This window comes from Caulobacter sp. GW821-FHT11E11, assembly GCF_058808315.1.
In genome coordinates this window covers 24,001-38,255 of record NZ_JBXARO010000001.1, presented here as the reverse complement: position 1 = coordinate 38,255, position 14,255 = coordinate 24,001, and the positions used below count along the sequence as shown (strand labels likewise).

Below are 14,255 nucleotides of genomic sequence, written 5' to 3'. Positions count from 1 at the left end.
ACCGGGGCGTTTGGCCGGCAACACCACCATTTTCGTGCACAGCGGCTGGCGCTGCTCCAGCACCTATGTCTGGCACCGCTTCCGCGCGCTGCCTGGCGTGCGCGCCTATTACGAGCCCTGGCACGAGCAGCTGGCGCGGGTGACCGCCGAGACGATCAACGCCGAGACCCCCGACAACAGCGGCCTGCGCCATCCGGGCGGGACCGATCCTTATCTCAAGGAATTCGAGGTCGTTCTCGATCCGGCCGGCGGTCTGAAGGGCTTCGACGCCAGCTTCGCCCTGGACCGCTTCTGGATCGAACCCGGGACCAGCGACCTCGCGCAACAGGCCTATGTCGAAGGCTTGGTGCGCGCCGCGCGCGAACGCGGCGAGACGCCGGTTCTCGCCTGCTGCCGGACGCTGGGCCGCGTCGGCTGGCTCAAGCGCCGGTTCGGCGGCTTCCACGTCATGCTGATGCGCGATCCGGTGCAGCAGTGGCTGTCGTTCTATTCGCTGCGCAAGCGGCCCCGGCCAACCTACTTCGAGCTCTGCCACTACGTCCTGCTGTCGGAGATGGCCGGCGCCGAGGACCTGGCGCGCACCCTTCTGGGCCAGGACTTCGCCAAGAAGGAGGGGGGCGAAGGTTCGCTGGACCAGCGCCTGGCGGCCGTGCGCGGCCGGCTCAAGCGCGCCCCGGCCAGCGTCTCGTTTAAGGCTTTCCTGGCGGTGTGGCTGCGCTCGTACCTCAAGGCCCTGCCCCAGGCCGACTTGGTGGTCGATGTCGATCGCCTGGCCCGCGACCAGGCCTATGCGCGTGAGATCGAGGCCGCGATCGAGGCCGGCAGCGGCCTCAAGCCCGACTTCTCCGACTGCCGCGCCCCGCCTCGGCACGGCATCGCGCCGCCGGTGCAGTGGCGCAAGGCCGCGCGCGAGGTGGTCGACCTGATGGACCTGCATGGCGAGATCGTCGGGCAGGAGGCCCATCCGATCCTGTTCCGCAAGCTGGCCCCGGCCTTCGCGGCGGTGACGCCGGCCCCGGTGGGGGCGGTGACCAGGATCGGAGAGGCCGTCGGCGGCCTGTTCGGCGGGGCGACGGTGACCCGCGCGCCCGCCAAGGCCTATGCGGCCGCGGCGGCCCGTCCGGACGGATCGCGCAGGTAGACGCCGGTATTGCCGGGCGCTGCGCCCAGCACGTCGTCGAACTCGCTGACGTCGTCTTCCGGATCCAGCACCAGCACGCCGTCGTTCGGCAGCAGGGCGGTCAGCGCCTCGATCACCTTGGCCCGCAGCGAAGCGTCCATGCCGCGCAGCACGCCGCGCAGCATGATCACGTCGAAGCGGCCCATGACCGACAGGTCGGCCAGCAGGTTGATCCGCTTCCAGCGCACCAGCTGACGGATGCGCGGCGAGATCGCCCAGGTGTCGTCGTGGTTCTCGAAATACTTGACCAGCAGCCGGATCGGCAGGCCGCGCTGGATCTCGAACTGGGTGTAGATGCCGGCCTGGGCCTTCTCGAGCGAGCGCTCCGAGAGATCCGAGCCGAAGAACTCGAAACGGGTGCCGGTCGCCAGGCCCGTCGACTCGTTGGCGGCCATGGCGATCGAATAGACCTCCTGGCCGGTGGCGCAGGCGGCGCTCCAGATGCGGATCGGGGCTTCGCGGCGGCGCTGCGACAGGGCCGGCAGCACGTCGTCGCGCAGCTGGGCGAAGGCCTCGCGGCCGCGGAAGAAGGTGGTCTCGCTGCGGCACAGGGCCTCGACTACGGCCCAGATCAGGCGCTCTTCGCGCTTGGCGCGCAGGGCCGCGATCAGGGCGTCGATCGAGTCGTAGCCTTCGCGACGCGCCAGCGGCGCGAGGCGGCTCTCAACGAGATAAGGTTTCTCGGTCTCGACCCGCACGCCGGCGCGGGCGCGGCCCAGGGCCGCCAGCAGGTCCATGTCCTCGGGCGTCACAGCAGGCCCGCCTCGGCGAACTTCGCCTCGATGATGTCGCCGTCGAAGGGCTTCATGATGTACTCGTCCGCCCCGGCCTCCAGGGCCGTGCGGATATGGTCGACGCTGTTCTCGACCGTGCAGAAGATGATCTTGGGCGCGTCGCCGCCGGGCTCGGACCGCAGCTGGCGCAGGAATTCGATGCCGTTCATCACCGGCATGTTCCAATCGAGCAGGACAGCATCAGGCATGGCCGCGCGACACCACGCCAAGGCCTCCATGCCATCGGCGGCCTCGGCGATCTCGAAGCCGATGTCCTCGAGGACTCGGCGGGCGACCTTGCGGATCACCCGGCTGTCGTCGACCACCAGACAGGTCTTCACGGCGCACTCCAATCCAGACCGCTATCGTGCGAGCGGTCTGGTTAAGGAGCGGTTTGCCTCAACCCGGATCGGGGTGCGGCAAATGTAAACTTTGCGGTGAAGCTCTAAGCCGGGACCCAAGCCGCGATGCTGGCCCGTTCCTCGCCGATCTCGACGGCGATCTGGCCGCCGGCCGCGCGGACCAGGGCGTTCAGATAGGCCGCCTGCACCCACGGACCGCCAAGGCCCTCAGCCAGAGGCTCGCCGCGCAGGCCGGCCAGCACTTCCGGACGCAGGCGCGCGCGGGGACCCAGCGAGTCGGCGATGATCGAGAAGCGACCATCGGCCGCAACGCCCTTCACCGTCGCCACGCCGCCGGCCGGCAGGGCGCTGGCGGCGATCTGGGCGATGTTGAGGATGGCGCGCGACGACGGCTTGTTCATCGCCTGCGGCTCGATCTGCCAGTCCAGCGTCGGGCGCACATGGGCGAACACGCCCTGGGCCAGCTTTTCCAGCTCGCGCGAGTCGAAGTTCTCGGCCGAGGCCGAGGCGCCGAACGCCACGCGAGTGAATTGCAGCAGGTCGGCCAGCTTGCGGGCCGAAGAGGCGATCAGGCCCATGGCGTCCTCGCGCATGTCCTGGGCGGCCGGGTCGTCCAGCAGATCCAGGCCCGAGACGATGGCGCTGGCCGGACTGATGAAGTCGTGGCACAGGCGCGCGGCCAGCATGGCGGCGAAGTCGGGGCCTTGGACGTCCGTTTCGGCGGGCGCGGCGGCTGGGGTCTCGGAGACGGTGTCGGTCATGGCGGCGAACTCTGCCGTGATTTGAGGCTTTGGCAAACCGGGCTGGCCCTCTATTGAAAGCGCCCGTGGTCGATCCGTTTCTAGAGCCCGGCGTTTTGGTGCGCCACCCAAGCCAGCCCGACTGGGGCCTGGGCCAGGTTCAGTCCGTGATTGGACACCGCGTGACCGTCAATTTCGAAGAGGCCGGCAAGCAGACCATCGACGCCACGCGCGTGCGTCTGGTCTATGTCGGCGACGACCCAAGAGGGCAGGGGTAAGGGGACAAGAATGACCGAGAACCTCGCCGACTGGGGCCGCGCCCTCGCGAAAATCACCGAGGAAGCCGCGGTGGTCATCCTGCCGTTCTGGAAGACCGAGCTGGCCGTGGCCCAGAAGGCCGACGAGAGCCCCGTCACCGAGGCCGACCGCGCCGGCGAGCGCCTGATCCTGGCGCGCCTGGCAGAGCTTTACCCCGACGTGACGGTGATCTCCGAGGAGCACGCCAGCGAGTTCGGCACGCCCGACGAGGTCGGATCGCGCTTTTTCCTGGTCGATCCGGTCGACGGCACCAAGGCCTTCGTGCGCGGCGATCCTAACTTCACGGTCAATATCGGCCTGATCGACAACGGCGTGCCGGTCGCCGGCGCCGTCTGCGCCCCGGCCACGGGCGAGGTCTGGTTCACGACCGCCGAAGGCACGATGAAGCGCACGGGCGTCGACGGCGCCGAGGCCCCGGCCCGCGTGCGCCCCTGGCCCAAGGGCGAGGCCTTGGGCCTGGTCAGCCACACGATGCGTGAGGAAAAGGCCGCCGAGCTGGCCGCCGAATACGGTTTCGACCTGCGCAGCCCCATGGATAGCTCGATCAAGATGTGCCGCATCGCCGAGGGCTCGGCCGACATCTATCCGCGCCACGGCCCGACGTCGGAGTGGGACACGGCCGCCGCCCATGCGGTGCTGGTCGGGGCCGGCGGGACTTTCACCCAGCCCGACGGCTCGCCCTTCCTCTATGGCAAGGCCGACCAGGCGTTCCGCAACGGCTGGTTCGTGGCCTGCAGCTAGGGCGCGACCTCAGGAGCCTTTTCCGGCGGCGTCGTCAGGATCGTCCCGACCGACGCCGTCACGATGGCGACGATGGCCAGCCATTGGGTCAGGACCAGGCGCTCGTGCAGGATCACGAGCCCGGCCAGCGCCCCGACCGCCGGCTCGGCGCTCAGCATGACGCCGAAGCTGCGCTTGGGGATGCCGCGCAGGGCGATCATTTCCAGCGAATAGGGGATCGCGCTGGACAGCACGGCGACGACCAGGCCCAGCGCGATCAGCTTGGGCTGGAACAGGGCCGCGCCGGCCGTGAACAGGCCGACCGGCGTGACGATCAGCGCCGCCGTGGTCATGCCCAAGGCCACGGAGCGGCCCGCGTGCAGGTGGCCGATCCGCTTGCCCAGGATGATGTAAAGCGCCCACAGCACCGCCGCCGCGCTGGCATAGGCGACGCCGACGGGATCCAGGTGTGTCGCGCCGGAATGGATCGGCAGCAGCAGGGCAAGGCCCAGCACGGCCAGCCCGATCCAGACGAAGTGAATCAGCTTGCGCGAACTGGCCACGGCCAGGGCCAGCGGGCCGCAGAACTCGATGGCGATGGCCAGGCCCAGGGGAATGGTGCGCAGGGCCAGGTAGAACACCAGGTTCATTAGGCCGACCGACGCGCCGTACAGGGCGACCTTTCCGAGATCCTCACGCGCGATCGGATGCCGCCACGGCCGCCAGATGATCAGCAGGATCAGCGCGGCGAAGAACACCCGATAGGCCGTGACTCCCTGCGCGCCGACCAGCGGGAACAGGCTCTTGGCGAACGACGTGCCGACGCACAGCGTGACGATGGCCCCGAAAAGGGCGGCGTAGGGCAGCAGGTGTGGGCGGTGGGCGGACATGCGCCCGTCCTAGGGGAATAGGCCCCGGTCGTCATCCCGCGCGAGCGCGCGGGATGACAGGGAGTGTCAGCTATTTCTTCACCCAACCACCATCCAGCGGCTTCCAGTACTGGCCGGGGGCGACCTTGGCGTAGAGCTGCTTGGCGGTGGCCTGGCCGGCGGCCTCGGGCGTCGCGCCGGTCTTGGCGGCGATGTCCTTGTAGGCGGCGGCGCGGCCGGTGTTGATCTCGGCCACGGCGGCGCGCAGGGCCGCGTCGCCGCCGGACACGATGCCCAGATAGCCGTCGGCCTGCTCGCCGACCGTGCCCGAGGCCTTGCCGGAGTCCACGGCGGCCTTGGCGGCGGCCGATTGGGCGAAGGCGGGGGCGGAAACGGCGGCGAGGGAGAGGCCCATCGCCAGAACCGTCATCGTCTTGCGGATCATGTCGGTTCTCCTCTTAGAACAGGTTGGGGTTCTGCTGGATCAGCGACTGGACTTCCTTGTCCAGCCGCACGCGCACGTCGGCGTCCAGCTTGGCGTAGATATTGATCGGGTCGACCTTCACGCGGACGGTGGGCGTGCAGGCAGCCATGCCCAACGCTCCCGTCGCGACGAGGCCCAGCAAGAGGGCGCGCTTTCTCATGCATTTCTCCAGTTCGTACGCAGGATGATCGGTCACGGTTGAACCGGACCTGAACGAGGTTGTGTCGCGGCTGCTTCTTCCTCGGCGAACGAGCGGCGCCAGGCCGCCAGAAGCTCGTCGAAGTTCAGCGACGTGTCGAGGGTCAGATCCACCGGCGTTTTGGCCGGCAGGGCGATACGCTTGTTGAAGGCCTGGCCGCGCAACAGATCGAGAAGCCCGACGCGGGCCTTCTCGGCCACCTTCGGGTCGTGCTCGCCCTTGATGTGGAACAGGATGCCGAGGCGCCCCTTGTCGGTGCTGTTGACGCCGGCTTCCAGCTGGTCGAACGCCAGGTTCTCCATGGCCTGGTAGGCGAAGTCCTGGATGGCGTTGACCTGGGCGGGCGCGGCCGGCGGCGCCCCCGGGCTGTCGGCGGGCGAGGCGGCGACGCCGGTCAGGGCGGCGCGGGCCAGCTCGATGCGGCCCGGCTGGATCGCGTGGATCTTGCCGTCCTGGAAGCGCAGGCCCTCGGGGCCGAAGGTGAAGGGCAGGCGGCCGTCGACCACGGCCTGGGCCTTGACCTTGTCGGCCAGGGACGAGGCGGCCAGCACCTCGCCCAGATCCAGGTGCTCGATGACGATGACGCCGCTGATGGTCTTGCCGGGCTCGAAGGGCACATCGGTGGGCTCGATCGAGATGCGGCCCTTGGCGGCCTCGAAGCTCGCCTTGGAGACGTGCAGGGCGTCGGCGCCCAGCTGGAACACCGACTCGATGGCGGTCAGCGGCACCAGGCTGTCGATCTTGACGATCTTCAGGGTCTGGTTCGGGGCGGTGGTCAGGGGCGCAAGGCTGGTGAAGTCGACGGCGCCGTCCAGGGTGGCGACGAAGCCGATGGGGCTGGTGAAATCGACCTTGTCGACGACCAGGCGGCCCCGGCTGGTCGCGCCCTGCGCATCCCAGGCGAAGACGCCCGTGAAGCTGGCCGGGCCCTGGGCGTTCTGGGCGAAGGCGGCCATGGGCGACAGCTCGGCCGGCTGCAGGCCGTCCTTGGCGAAGGCCAGCTTGCTGGCGTCGATGTCGGCCTGGCCCTTGCCGGTGGCCACCACGTGGCGCAGGCGGATCTCGCCCAGCGGGGTGCCGACCGGGGTGGAGCCATGGAAGGCGCCGCTCCACAGCCCACCCGTCAGCGTCAGGCCGCCCTTGGCCAGGATCGTATTGAAGCGGCGATTGGCGGCGACATCGGAGATGGCCGCGCCGTCGACCCGGACGGTCGAGCGGTCGAAGCCGCCAGCCCCGCCCAGGGTCGCCTCGCCCTTGATATTGGACAGTTTGGCTTCGGCGACGGCCAAGTCGCCTTCGCCATCCTGGAAGCGCAGGGCCACGTTCCAGCCGTTGGCGCCCGCCGTGACCAGCGGGGCCTTGGCCGGGCACAGCAGGGCCTTGATGGCGGTGACGGGCGCATCGCCCAGGGCGTAGGCCTTGGCGGTGATCGGCACGCACTTGGCCGTCGTAAGCGTGAAGCGGCCGCCGGCGATGCGGGCCTGGCCGTCGATCTGGCCGCTGACGCCCTCGATCGGTGGCAGGTCGAAGTTTTCCGTGGCGATCGAGAGCGGCGAGGCCATCACCCCGCCATTGGCCTGCCAGTTCGGAGCCGAGACGCGCACGACCGGCAGACCGCCGCCCGACAGCGCAGCCTTCAAGGTCCCGCGCGCGCCGTTCGGCCCGGCGTCCACGGTCGCGCCAGCGGTTAGGAGCACGCCGTTGGGGGCGGAGAGACGCGCCTCCTGGCCGAGGTTCAGCCGCGTACTGCCGCCCTTCACGTCGAGGCCGACGGCCGGCAGCGACAGTGTGAAGGTCCGCAGCGCTTGCGACAGCGGCTTGGCGTAGGCCGGATTGGGGATCAGGGCCGCCAGGCGTTCGGCGTCGGGACCGGCGATGCCGCTCTTGCCGCCGGCCGAGCCGTTCAGGTTCAAGGCGAGGCCGCTCGGACCTTGGTCGATCCGGCCTCGGGCGTTCAGCTTCGCCGAGGACAGGGCCAGGGCGCCGCCGGCCAGGCGGGCGGCCGTGGCGTCGATCTCCAGCGGTCCCTTCAGCGTCAGGCCTTGGCCGTCGGCGCTCAGGGCCAGGCGGCTCGAGGCGGTCTTGGCGCGCAGGTCGCGGACGGCGGTTCCGGCGGCCATGGCCTGACCGGCCCGCAGCTCGGCGCGAGCCTCGCTCTGGACGTTGATCCGGCCGTCGCCGCGGCCGGCGATGACGCGGTCGAGGTCGAAGGTCAGGCCGGCGTCGCGGGCGTCCAGCGTCGGGGCCGACAGGCGTCCGCTGCGCAGCGCGCCGCGCGAGCGGCCCAGGAACGCGAAGCGCTCCAGCCCCCCGTCGATGCGTCCGGTCAGGGCGATGTCGCCGGCTAGGTCCTGCGCCTGGTTGTCGCCCACGCGCCCGCCGCCGGCCCGCAGGTCCAGCCGCGCCTCAAGCGGGCCGCTGGCGGTCAGCTTGGCCAGGTCCGGATAGGGCAGGTCGGCCGACAGCTTGGCGGCGGCGTCGGTGAGGTCGGCGGCCTCGCTCTCCAGGCTGTCGACGCCGAGCGAGACCTCGATGGTCAGCCGCTCGCCGCGCTTGCGGGCCGAGACGCTCGCGCCCTTGCTGTCGAGGACGAGGTTGCGGACCGCATAGTGCAGCGGGGCCAGGCGGCCGTCGAAGCGCAGCAGCTGGCCGTCGTCCAGGCTGGCGTCGCCGGTCAGGCGGGCGCGGCCGCCGGGGGTGATCAGATCCAGGCGTGCGTCCTCGACCAGGATGGCCGGGCCGGGGACGTTGGGTTTCTTGGGCGACTTCAGCGCCTCGTCGATCAGCGGCTGCAGGGCGCCGAACCGGACCTGGCCCTTGGCGTCGATGCTGGCCAGGATGCGGGGGCGGACCAGGCGCACGGCGCGGGTCTGGATGCCGAACTTCTCGCCGTTCCACGGGGCGGCCAGGTCATAGGCCACCTCCAGCCGGTCGGCGGAGAAGACGGGGTTGTCGCGCGCGCCCAGCCGGACCTTGCCGGTGAAGCCCGTGGCGTCCAGATCGTCCAGCTCGACGGCGGCTTCGATGCCGTGGTCGCGCAGCCAGGCCTCGGCCAGCTCGCGGCTGATCTCGCGCCGGCCCGACCAGACGACCAGGCCCGTGGCGATGAAAGCCAGCATCGACAGCGACAGCGCTTCCAGGCCGAGATCGACGAGGCGATCGCGGCGACTGGAAGTCTTGGGCTTGGGCTGGGTCGAGGGCTCGGCCATCAGGTCCTGAAGTCTAGATCCTTAAGAAGCCCCCCGGCTCAGCTTAGATCCCTATTTTGAAAAGCCTAGGACGTCCTGCATGTCGTACAGGCCCGGCGGCTTTCCGCGTACCCAGACAGCAGCGGCAATAGCGCCGCGGGCGAACAGGCCCCGGTCGATGGCCGAGTGCGACAGGGTCAGGCTCTCGGACTCGCCGGCGAAGATCACGCTGTGCTCACCGATGACACCACCCCCACGAACTACGGCAAAGCCGATCGCGCCTTCCTTGCGCGCGCCAGTGACGCCGTCACGGCCGCGGTCGGCGACTTGGCCCAGGCCCACGCCGCGCCCTTCGGCGGCGGCTTCGCCCAGCATCAGGGCCGTGCCTGACGGCGCGTCGATCTTGCGCTTGTGGTGGGCCTCGAAGACCTCGATGTCCCAGTCCTCGGCGGGCAGGGCGGCGGCGGCCTGGCGCACCAGGCCCATCAGCATGTTGACGCCCAGCGAATAGTTGCCCGAGCGGACGATGGCGATCTTCATCGCGGCGGCGTCGATGCGCCCCAGCTGTTCGTCGCTGAAGCCGGTCGAGCCGATCACGAGCGCGGGCCCGCCCTTGGCGGCGGCCTCTTCGGCCAGCAGCACCGAGGCTTCCGGCAGGGTGAAGTCGATCACCGCCTCCGTGGTCGCCAAAGCCTCGTCGCGCGGGACCAGATCGCCACCCTCGACACCCGGACGCTCGAAGCGCGCGGCCACGACGGCGTCTGCCCGGCCTTCCAGGGCTTTCGCCACGGCCTGACCCATGCGGCCGTTGGCGCCGGCGATCGCGATCTTCACGGGCTGGGACAAGTCGGGCTCCAGTAGAAAATGTACTGAGGCAGATCGCCCAATCCGCCCCCCCGGGTCAACCTCTCCCCGCCTTCCCGAAGGTCAGCAAGCTTGACGCAACGCCAAGTCCAACAAGCGTTTGCTGGGATTTTCGCGTCCAAGCCCGGTTGTGACGCTCCGCGCCCGTCGTTACGGTGACCGTACATAAGGGCGTGTTCGCATTGATCGGCGCGCCCCTTCTTCGACTTGCGCAGCAGGAATGGGAAACGGCCGGATGAGCGACTCGGAACGCAAGACCTTCACGGATGAGGAGGCCTTGGCCTTCCACCGTTACCCCCAGCCCGGCAAGCTGGCGGTGACGCCGACCAAGCCGATGGCGACCCAGCGCGACCTCAGCCTGGCCTATTCGCCCGGCGTCGCCGTGCCCGTCCACGCCATCGCCGCCGATCCGGACCTGGCCTACGAGTACACCTCGAAGGGCAACATGGTCGCCGTCATCTCGAACGGCACCGCCATTCTAGGCCTGGGCGATCTGGGCGCGCTGGCCTCCAAGCCGGTGATGGAAGGCAAGGCCGTCCTGTTCAAGCGCTTCGGCGACGTCGACAGCATCGACATCCTGGTCAGCTCCAAGGATCCCGACGAGATCATCACGGTGGTCAAGAACATCGGGATCACCTTCGGCGGCATCAATCTGGAAGACATCAAGAGCCCCGAGTGCTTCCGCATCGAGACCGAGCTGCAGGACCTGCTCGACATCCCGGTGTTCCACGACGACCAGCACGGCACGGCGATTATCTGCGCCGCCGGCCTGATCAACGCCTGCCACATCACCGGCAAAAAGATCGAGGACGTGAAGGTCGTGCTGAACGGCCCCGGCGCGGCGGGCATCGCCTCGCTGGAACTGATCAAGGCCATGGGCGTCCATCCGCAGAACGTCATCGCGGTCGACAGCAAGGGCGTGCTCTACGAGGGCCGCACCGAGGGCATGAACCAGTGGAAGAGCGCCCACGCGGTCAAGACCGACAAGCGCACCCTGGCTGAAGCCGTGGTCGGCGCGGATGTGCTGCTGGGTCTGTCGGCCAAGGGCGCCTTCACACCCGAGATGATCGCCTCGATGGCGCCCAATCCGGTCATCTTCGCCATGGCCAATCCCGATCCGGAGATCACCCCGGAAGAGGTCCACGCGATCCGCAAGGACGCGATCATGGGCACGGGCCGCAGCGACTATCCCAACCAGGTCAACAACGTCCTGGGCTTCCCCTACATCTTCCGCGGCGCGCTCGACGTGCGGGCCCGTCGTGTGAACCACGAGATGAAGATCGCCTGCGCCCAGGCGCTGGCCATGCTGGCCCGCGAGGACGTGCCCGACGAGGTCGCCGCCGCCTATCACGGCCGCCAGCTGAAGTTCGGCCCCAACTACATCATCCCCTCGGCCTTCGATCCGCGCCTGATCTGGTATGTGCCGCCGTTCGTGGCCCAGGCGGCCATGGACACGGGCGTGGCCCGCAAGCCGATCGCCGACATGGACGCCTATCGCGCCGGCCTGGCCCAGCGCCTGGATCCGACCGCCGGCTTCCTGCAGAAGATCTCGAACGCGGTGCTGGCCAACCCCAAGCGCATCGTGTTCGCCGAGGGCGAGGACCCCAGCGTCATCCGCGCCGCCTACGCCTACCAGACCGGCGGCTACGGCCGGGCCATCCTGTGCGGCCGCGAGAACCTGGTGCACGAGAACATGAAGCTGGTGGGCCTGGACCCCGCCGTCGTGGACCTGGAGATCATCAACGCCCGCCTGTCCGACCGTAATCCGGACTATGTCGACGCGCTGTATCACCGCCTGCAGCGCCAGGGGTACCTGAAGCGCGACGTCCAGCGCCTGATCAACCAGGACCGCAACAGCTTCGCCGCCTCGATGGTGGCGCTGGGCGAAGCCGACGGCATGGTCACCGGCGTGACCCGCAGCTTCGACCAGGCCCTGGAAGAGGTGCTGCGCGTCATCGACCCGGCCCCTGGCGGCCGGATCATGGGCATGTCGGTAGTGCTGGCGAAGGGCCGGACGATCTTCGTGGCCGACACCAACGTCACCGAACTGCCCGAAGCCGACGAGATCGTCGAGATCGCCTGCGAGGCCGCCCGCGCCGTCAAGCGCCTGGGCTTCAAGCCGCGCGTGGCCTTCATGAGCTACTCGACCTTCGGCAACCCGATGGGCCTGCGTTCGGAGAAGGTGCGCGAGGCCGTGGCCATGCTCGACGAGATGGAAGTCGAGTTCGAATACGAGGGCGAAATGCCGCCGGAGCTGGCCCTGGATCCGGAAAAGCGCGCGAACTATCCGTTCATGCGCCTGACCGACAGCGCCAACATCCTGATCATGCCGGCCATCCACTCGGCCTCGATCGCCACCAAGCTGGTGCAGTCGCTGGGCGGCGCCACGGTGATCGGGCCGGTGCTGCTGGGCCTGTCCAAGTCTGTGCAGATCGCGCCGCTGTCGGCCTCGGTGTCCAAGATCCTGAACATGGCGCTGATGGCGGCCTACGACCAACCGGTGGACGTGGCGGCGGAATAAGCTTCGCCACAACCTCCGCGACAGGGCGCCGCACCGTCTTTATCGGCGGTGGCGGCCTCCCATCTTAGTCCTGTCGGCAGCAGTAAGCCGACGCGTAAGCCCTCCGGTCGGCGTCATTCCCTTGCGGCGCCGGCCGGCCCTTACCCTTTCTTCCCCTTGCCCTGCGGATAGGGCGTCTCGCCCCGGTCCAGCATGGCGACCAGGTCGGCGATCTTCTTCTTTCGCCCCGCGTCCGTCTTCATGTTGTGCACTCGGAAGGCCAGGGCGAAGCGGTTCTGGGCCGACAGGGTCGCCAGCATCTCTTTCGCCTTCGGGCTGGCCTCGATGGCCGCCAGCAGATCGCCCTCGATCTTCATGTCCTGGCCGCTGCCATAGGCGCGGCCCCAGCGGCCGTCGGCCTTGGCGGCCTCGACTTCGCGCAGGCCGTGCGGCGTCATCCGACCCTCGTCGATCAGCCGCGCGACATTGTCGACATTGATCTGGCTCCAGATGCTCTTCTTGCCGCGCGGCGTGTAGCGCTGGAGGAAACTCTTCTCGTCGAAGCTTTTCTTCACGCCATCGATCCAGCCCCAGCACAGCACGACGTCGATCGCCTGCTTGGCGTTGATCGACGGCAGGCCCGAGCCGATCTTGTGGATCTTGATCCAGGCTTCCGGGGCCCTGTCGTGGTTCTTGGAGAGCCAAGCGTAGAAGGCCTCGGCGTCGACGAACTCATGGACGCGGTCGGGATCGACGTGGACGGGGGCCATCGGAACCTTCGGACGGGGATTGGGGACGCTGTATCCCCGTTCTTTTCGGGACAAAGCCGCGCCGGATCAACGGCTTCCGAAAAAATGCAGCGCGCCAATGATCCGCGTTCGTGGGCGCCCGCATAATCATCCTCACCTGATGGCGCGAAAGGGACGTCCGGCCGGCGACTTGGGCGGCTGTCAGGGGTGGTCGAGCGGGTAGCGCTCGTCGGCGCGGAGGCGACTCCGCAACTTTGTCCATCTGGCGGTAGTCGACCCTGGAACACAGAAACGACGTTGGACGAAGGCTGGTGAGGCGACAGGCGCGAGCTGAAATCGCTCGCGCGGTCCGGAGGGAGAGCCAAACCCTCCGCCCGTCGGAGGCGCGTTCGGAAGCGGGTTAACACCCCGCGCGTCGAAGGCTTCCGGATAACGACCGCGCGGAGCGTCTGGCTTCGTCGAAACGGTAATCACTACTCACAATCCGGGCGTGGCCCGGCGCTCCGCGGTCCCTTTCATGAACTTCAGCGAGTGATCGCGTGAAGGGGCGGAGGTGTGTCCAGATAGATGCTCCCCCGCATCGCGGGGAGGATCTGTTCGCCGACCTTCAGATTTGCTGCACTTGCATCCTTCCTTCCCCACACGTAACTCCCCCGCACCATGACCACGGCCAAGATCTGCGGACTATCGACCCCCGAGACGGTGAAAGCCGCTTTCGACGGCGGGGCGGCGTTCCTGGGTTTCGTCTTCTTCGAGAAGAGCCCGCGCAACGTCGCGCCTGAAACCGCCGCGCGGCTGATCCAGCCCGTGCGCGGTCGCGGCGTGCAGACCGTCGCCGTCACCGTCGATCCCGACGACGCCCTGATTGACCGCCTGATGGCCACCATGCGCCCCGACCTGATCCAGGTGCACGGCAAGGAGACGCCCTCGCGGGTCCGCGAGATCGCCGCCCGCGCCGGCGTCGGCGTCATCAAGGCCTTCTCGGTCTCCAGCAGCGCCGATGTCGACCAGGCCAACGCCTTCGACACCGTCGCTGAGCACCTGATGTTCGACGCCAAGCCCGTGGAAGGGTCTGCCCTGCCCGGCGGCACCGGCGCACGGTTCGACTGGGGGCTGCTGGCCGGCCGGCGATTTTCTCGCCCGCATTTCCTGGCCGGGGGGCTGGATCCGTGGAACGTGGCGCAGGCCATCGAGACCTCCGGAACCCCCATTGTGGACGTTTCTTCTGGCGTGGAGCGCGGTCCCGGCCTAAAGGACCCCGCTCTGATCACGGCGTTTCTCGACGCCGTCAAACGCGTCTAGCCTTTGG

Annotated in this window: 14 protein-coding genes; 5 read left to right on the top strand and 9 right to left on the bottom strand. The window is 68.8% G+C overall.

Annotation, left to right across the window (positions count from 1 at the left end; translation table 11 throughout):
* Positions 1–10 precede the first annotated feature (10 nt).
* Positions 11–1,141, top strand: coding sequence for a hypothetical protein (locus AC1RR5_RS00175; RefSeq protein ID WP_492919097.1), 1,131 nt, complete (start codon positions 11–13; stop codon positions 1,139–1,141).
* Here the strand turns inward: AC1RR5_RS00175 and AC1RR5_RS00170 are convergent.
* From AC1RR5_RS00170 to chpT, 3 genes are all read right to left on the bottom strand, one after another.
* Entirely contained in the window at positions 1,099–1,932 is an 834-nt protein-coding gene (locus tag AC1RR5_RS00170) for a CheR family methyltransferase (protein WP_492919096.1), read from the bottom strand. The two genes, AC1RR5_RS00175 and AC1RR5_RS00170, sit on opposite strands and share 43 nt — an antisense overlap.
* Positions 1,929–2,306, bottom strand: coding sequence for a response regulator (locus AC1RR5_RS00165; RefSeq protein ID WP_492919095.1), 378 nt, complete (start codon positions 2,304–2,306; stop codon positions 1,929–1,931). The genes AC1RR5_RS00170 and AC1RR5_RS00165 overlap by 4 nt, the downstream gene beginning before the upstream one ends.
* A gap of 92 nt (positions 2,307–2,398) precedes the next feature.
* Positions 2,399–3,076, bottom strand: a complete 678-nt coding sequence (chpT, locus tag AC1RR5_RS00160) for a histidine phosphotransferase ChpT (protein WP_492919094.1) — start codon at positions 3,074–3,076, stop codon at positions 2,399–2,401.
* Between the two features lie 65 nt (positions 3,077–3,141).
* Here chpT and AC1RR5_RS00155 point away from each other — a divergent pair, with 65 nt between their 5' ends.
* Together AC1RR5_RS00155 and cysQ are read left to right on the top strand one after the other, a co-directional pair.
* A complete protein-coding gene (locus AC1RR5_RS00155) occupies positions 3,142–3,333 on the top strand; it encodes a DUF3553 domain-containing protein (RefSeq protein ID WP_492919093.1) in 192 nt (63 codons plus the stop codon).
* Positions 3,302–4,114, top strand: coding sequence for a 3'(2'),5'-bisphosphate nucleotidase CysQ (cysQ, locus tag AC1RR5_RS00150; RefSeq protein WP_492919092.1), 813 nt, complete (start codon positions 3,302–3,304; stop codon positions 4,112–4,114). The genes AC1RR5_RS00155 and cysQ overlap by 32 nt, the downstream gene beginning before the upstream one ends.
* Here the strand turns inward: cysQ and AC1RR5_RS00145 are convergent.
* The 5 genes from AC1RR5_RS00145 to dapB all read right to left on the bottom strand — a co-directional run bounded on the left by AC1RR5_RS00145 (position 4,111) and on the right by dapB (position 9,679).
* Positions 4,111–4,983 carry an EamA family transporter gene (locus AC1RR5_RS00145; protein ID WP_492919091.1) on the bottom strand — a complete coding sequence of 291 codons (873 nt, stop codon included), beginning with the start codon at positions 4,981–4,983 and terminating at the stop codon, positions 4,111–4,113. The genes cysQ and AC1RR5_RS00145 overlap by 4 nt on opposite strands.
* A 70-nt stretch (positions 4,984–5,053) precedes the next feature.
* A complete protein-coding gene (locus AC1RR5_RS00140; RefSeq protein ID WP_492919090.1) occupies positions 5,054–5,407 on the bottom strand; it encodes a YdbL family probable chaperone protein in 354 nt (117 codons plus the stop codon).
* A 13-nt stretch (positions 5,408–5,420) separates the two neighbouring features.
* Positions 5,421–5,606: a YnbE family lipoprotein gene (locus tag AC1RR5_RS00135; RefSeq protein ID WP_492919089.1), complete on the bottom strand. Its 186-nt coding sequence runs from the start codon at positions 5,604–5,606 to the stop codon at positions 5,421–5,423.
* Between the two features lie 32 nt (positions 5,607–5,638).
* Positions 5,639–8,854, bottom strand: coding sequence for an intermembrane phospholipid transport protein YdbH family protein (locus tag AC1RR5_RS00130; protein ID WP_492919088.1), 3,216 nt, complete (start codon positions 8,852–8,854; stop codon positions 5,639–5,641).
* A gap of 51 nt (positions 8,855–8,905) precedes the next feature.
* The gene (gene dapB, locus AC1RR5_RS00125) at positions 8,906–9,679 is read right to left on the bottom strand and encodes a 4-hydroxy-tetrahydrodipicolinate reductase (RefSeq protein WP_492919087.1); all 774 of its coding nucleotides are present in this window, start codon (positions 9,677–9,679) and stop codon (positions 8,906–8,908) included.
* A gap of 238 nt (positions 9,680–9,917) precedes the next feature.
* On the opposite strand from dapB, the gene AC1RR5_RS00120 reads away from it, so the two are divergent.
* The gene (locus AC1RR5_RS00120) at positions 9,918–12,218 is read left to right on the top strand and encodes an NADP-dependent malic enzyme (protein WP_492919086.1); all 2,301 of its coding nucleotides are present in this window, start codon (positions 9,918–9,920) and stop codon (positions 12,216–12,218) included.
* A 140-nt stretch (positions 12,219–12,358) separates the two neighbouring features.
* On the opposite strand, the gene AC1RR5_RS00115 is transcribed toward AC1RR5_RS00120, so the two are convergent.
* Positions 12,359–12,967: a YdeI/OmpD-associated family protein gene (locus AC1RR5_RS00115; RefSeq protein WP_492919085.1), complete on the bottom strand. Its 609-nt coding sequence runs from the start codon at positions 12,965–12,967 to the stop codon at positions 12,359–12,361.
* Between the two features lie 639 nt (positions 12,968–13,606).
* On the opposite strand from AC1RR5_RS00115, the gene AC1RR5_RS00110 reads away from it, so the two are divergent.
* Entirely contained in the window at positions 13,607–14,248 is a 642-nt protein-coding gene (locus tag AC1RR5_RS00110) for a phosphoribosylanthranilate isomerase (protein ID WP_492919084.1), read from the top strand.
* Positions 14,249–14,255 lie beyond the last annotated feature (7 nt).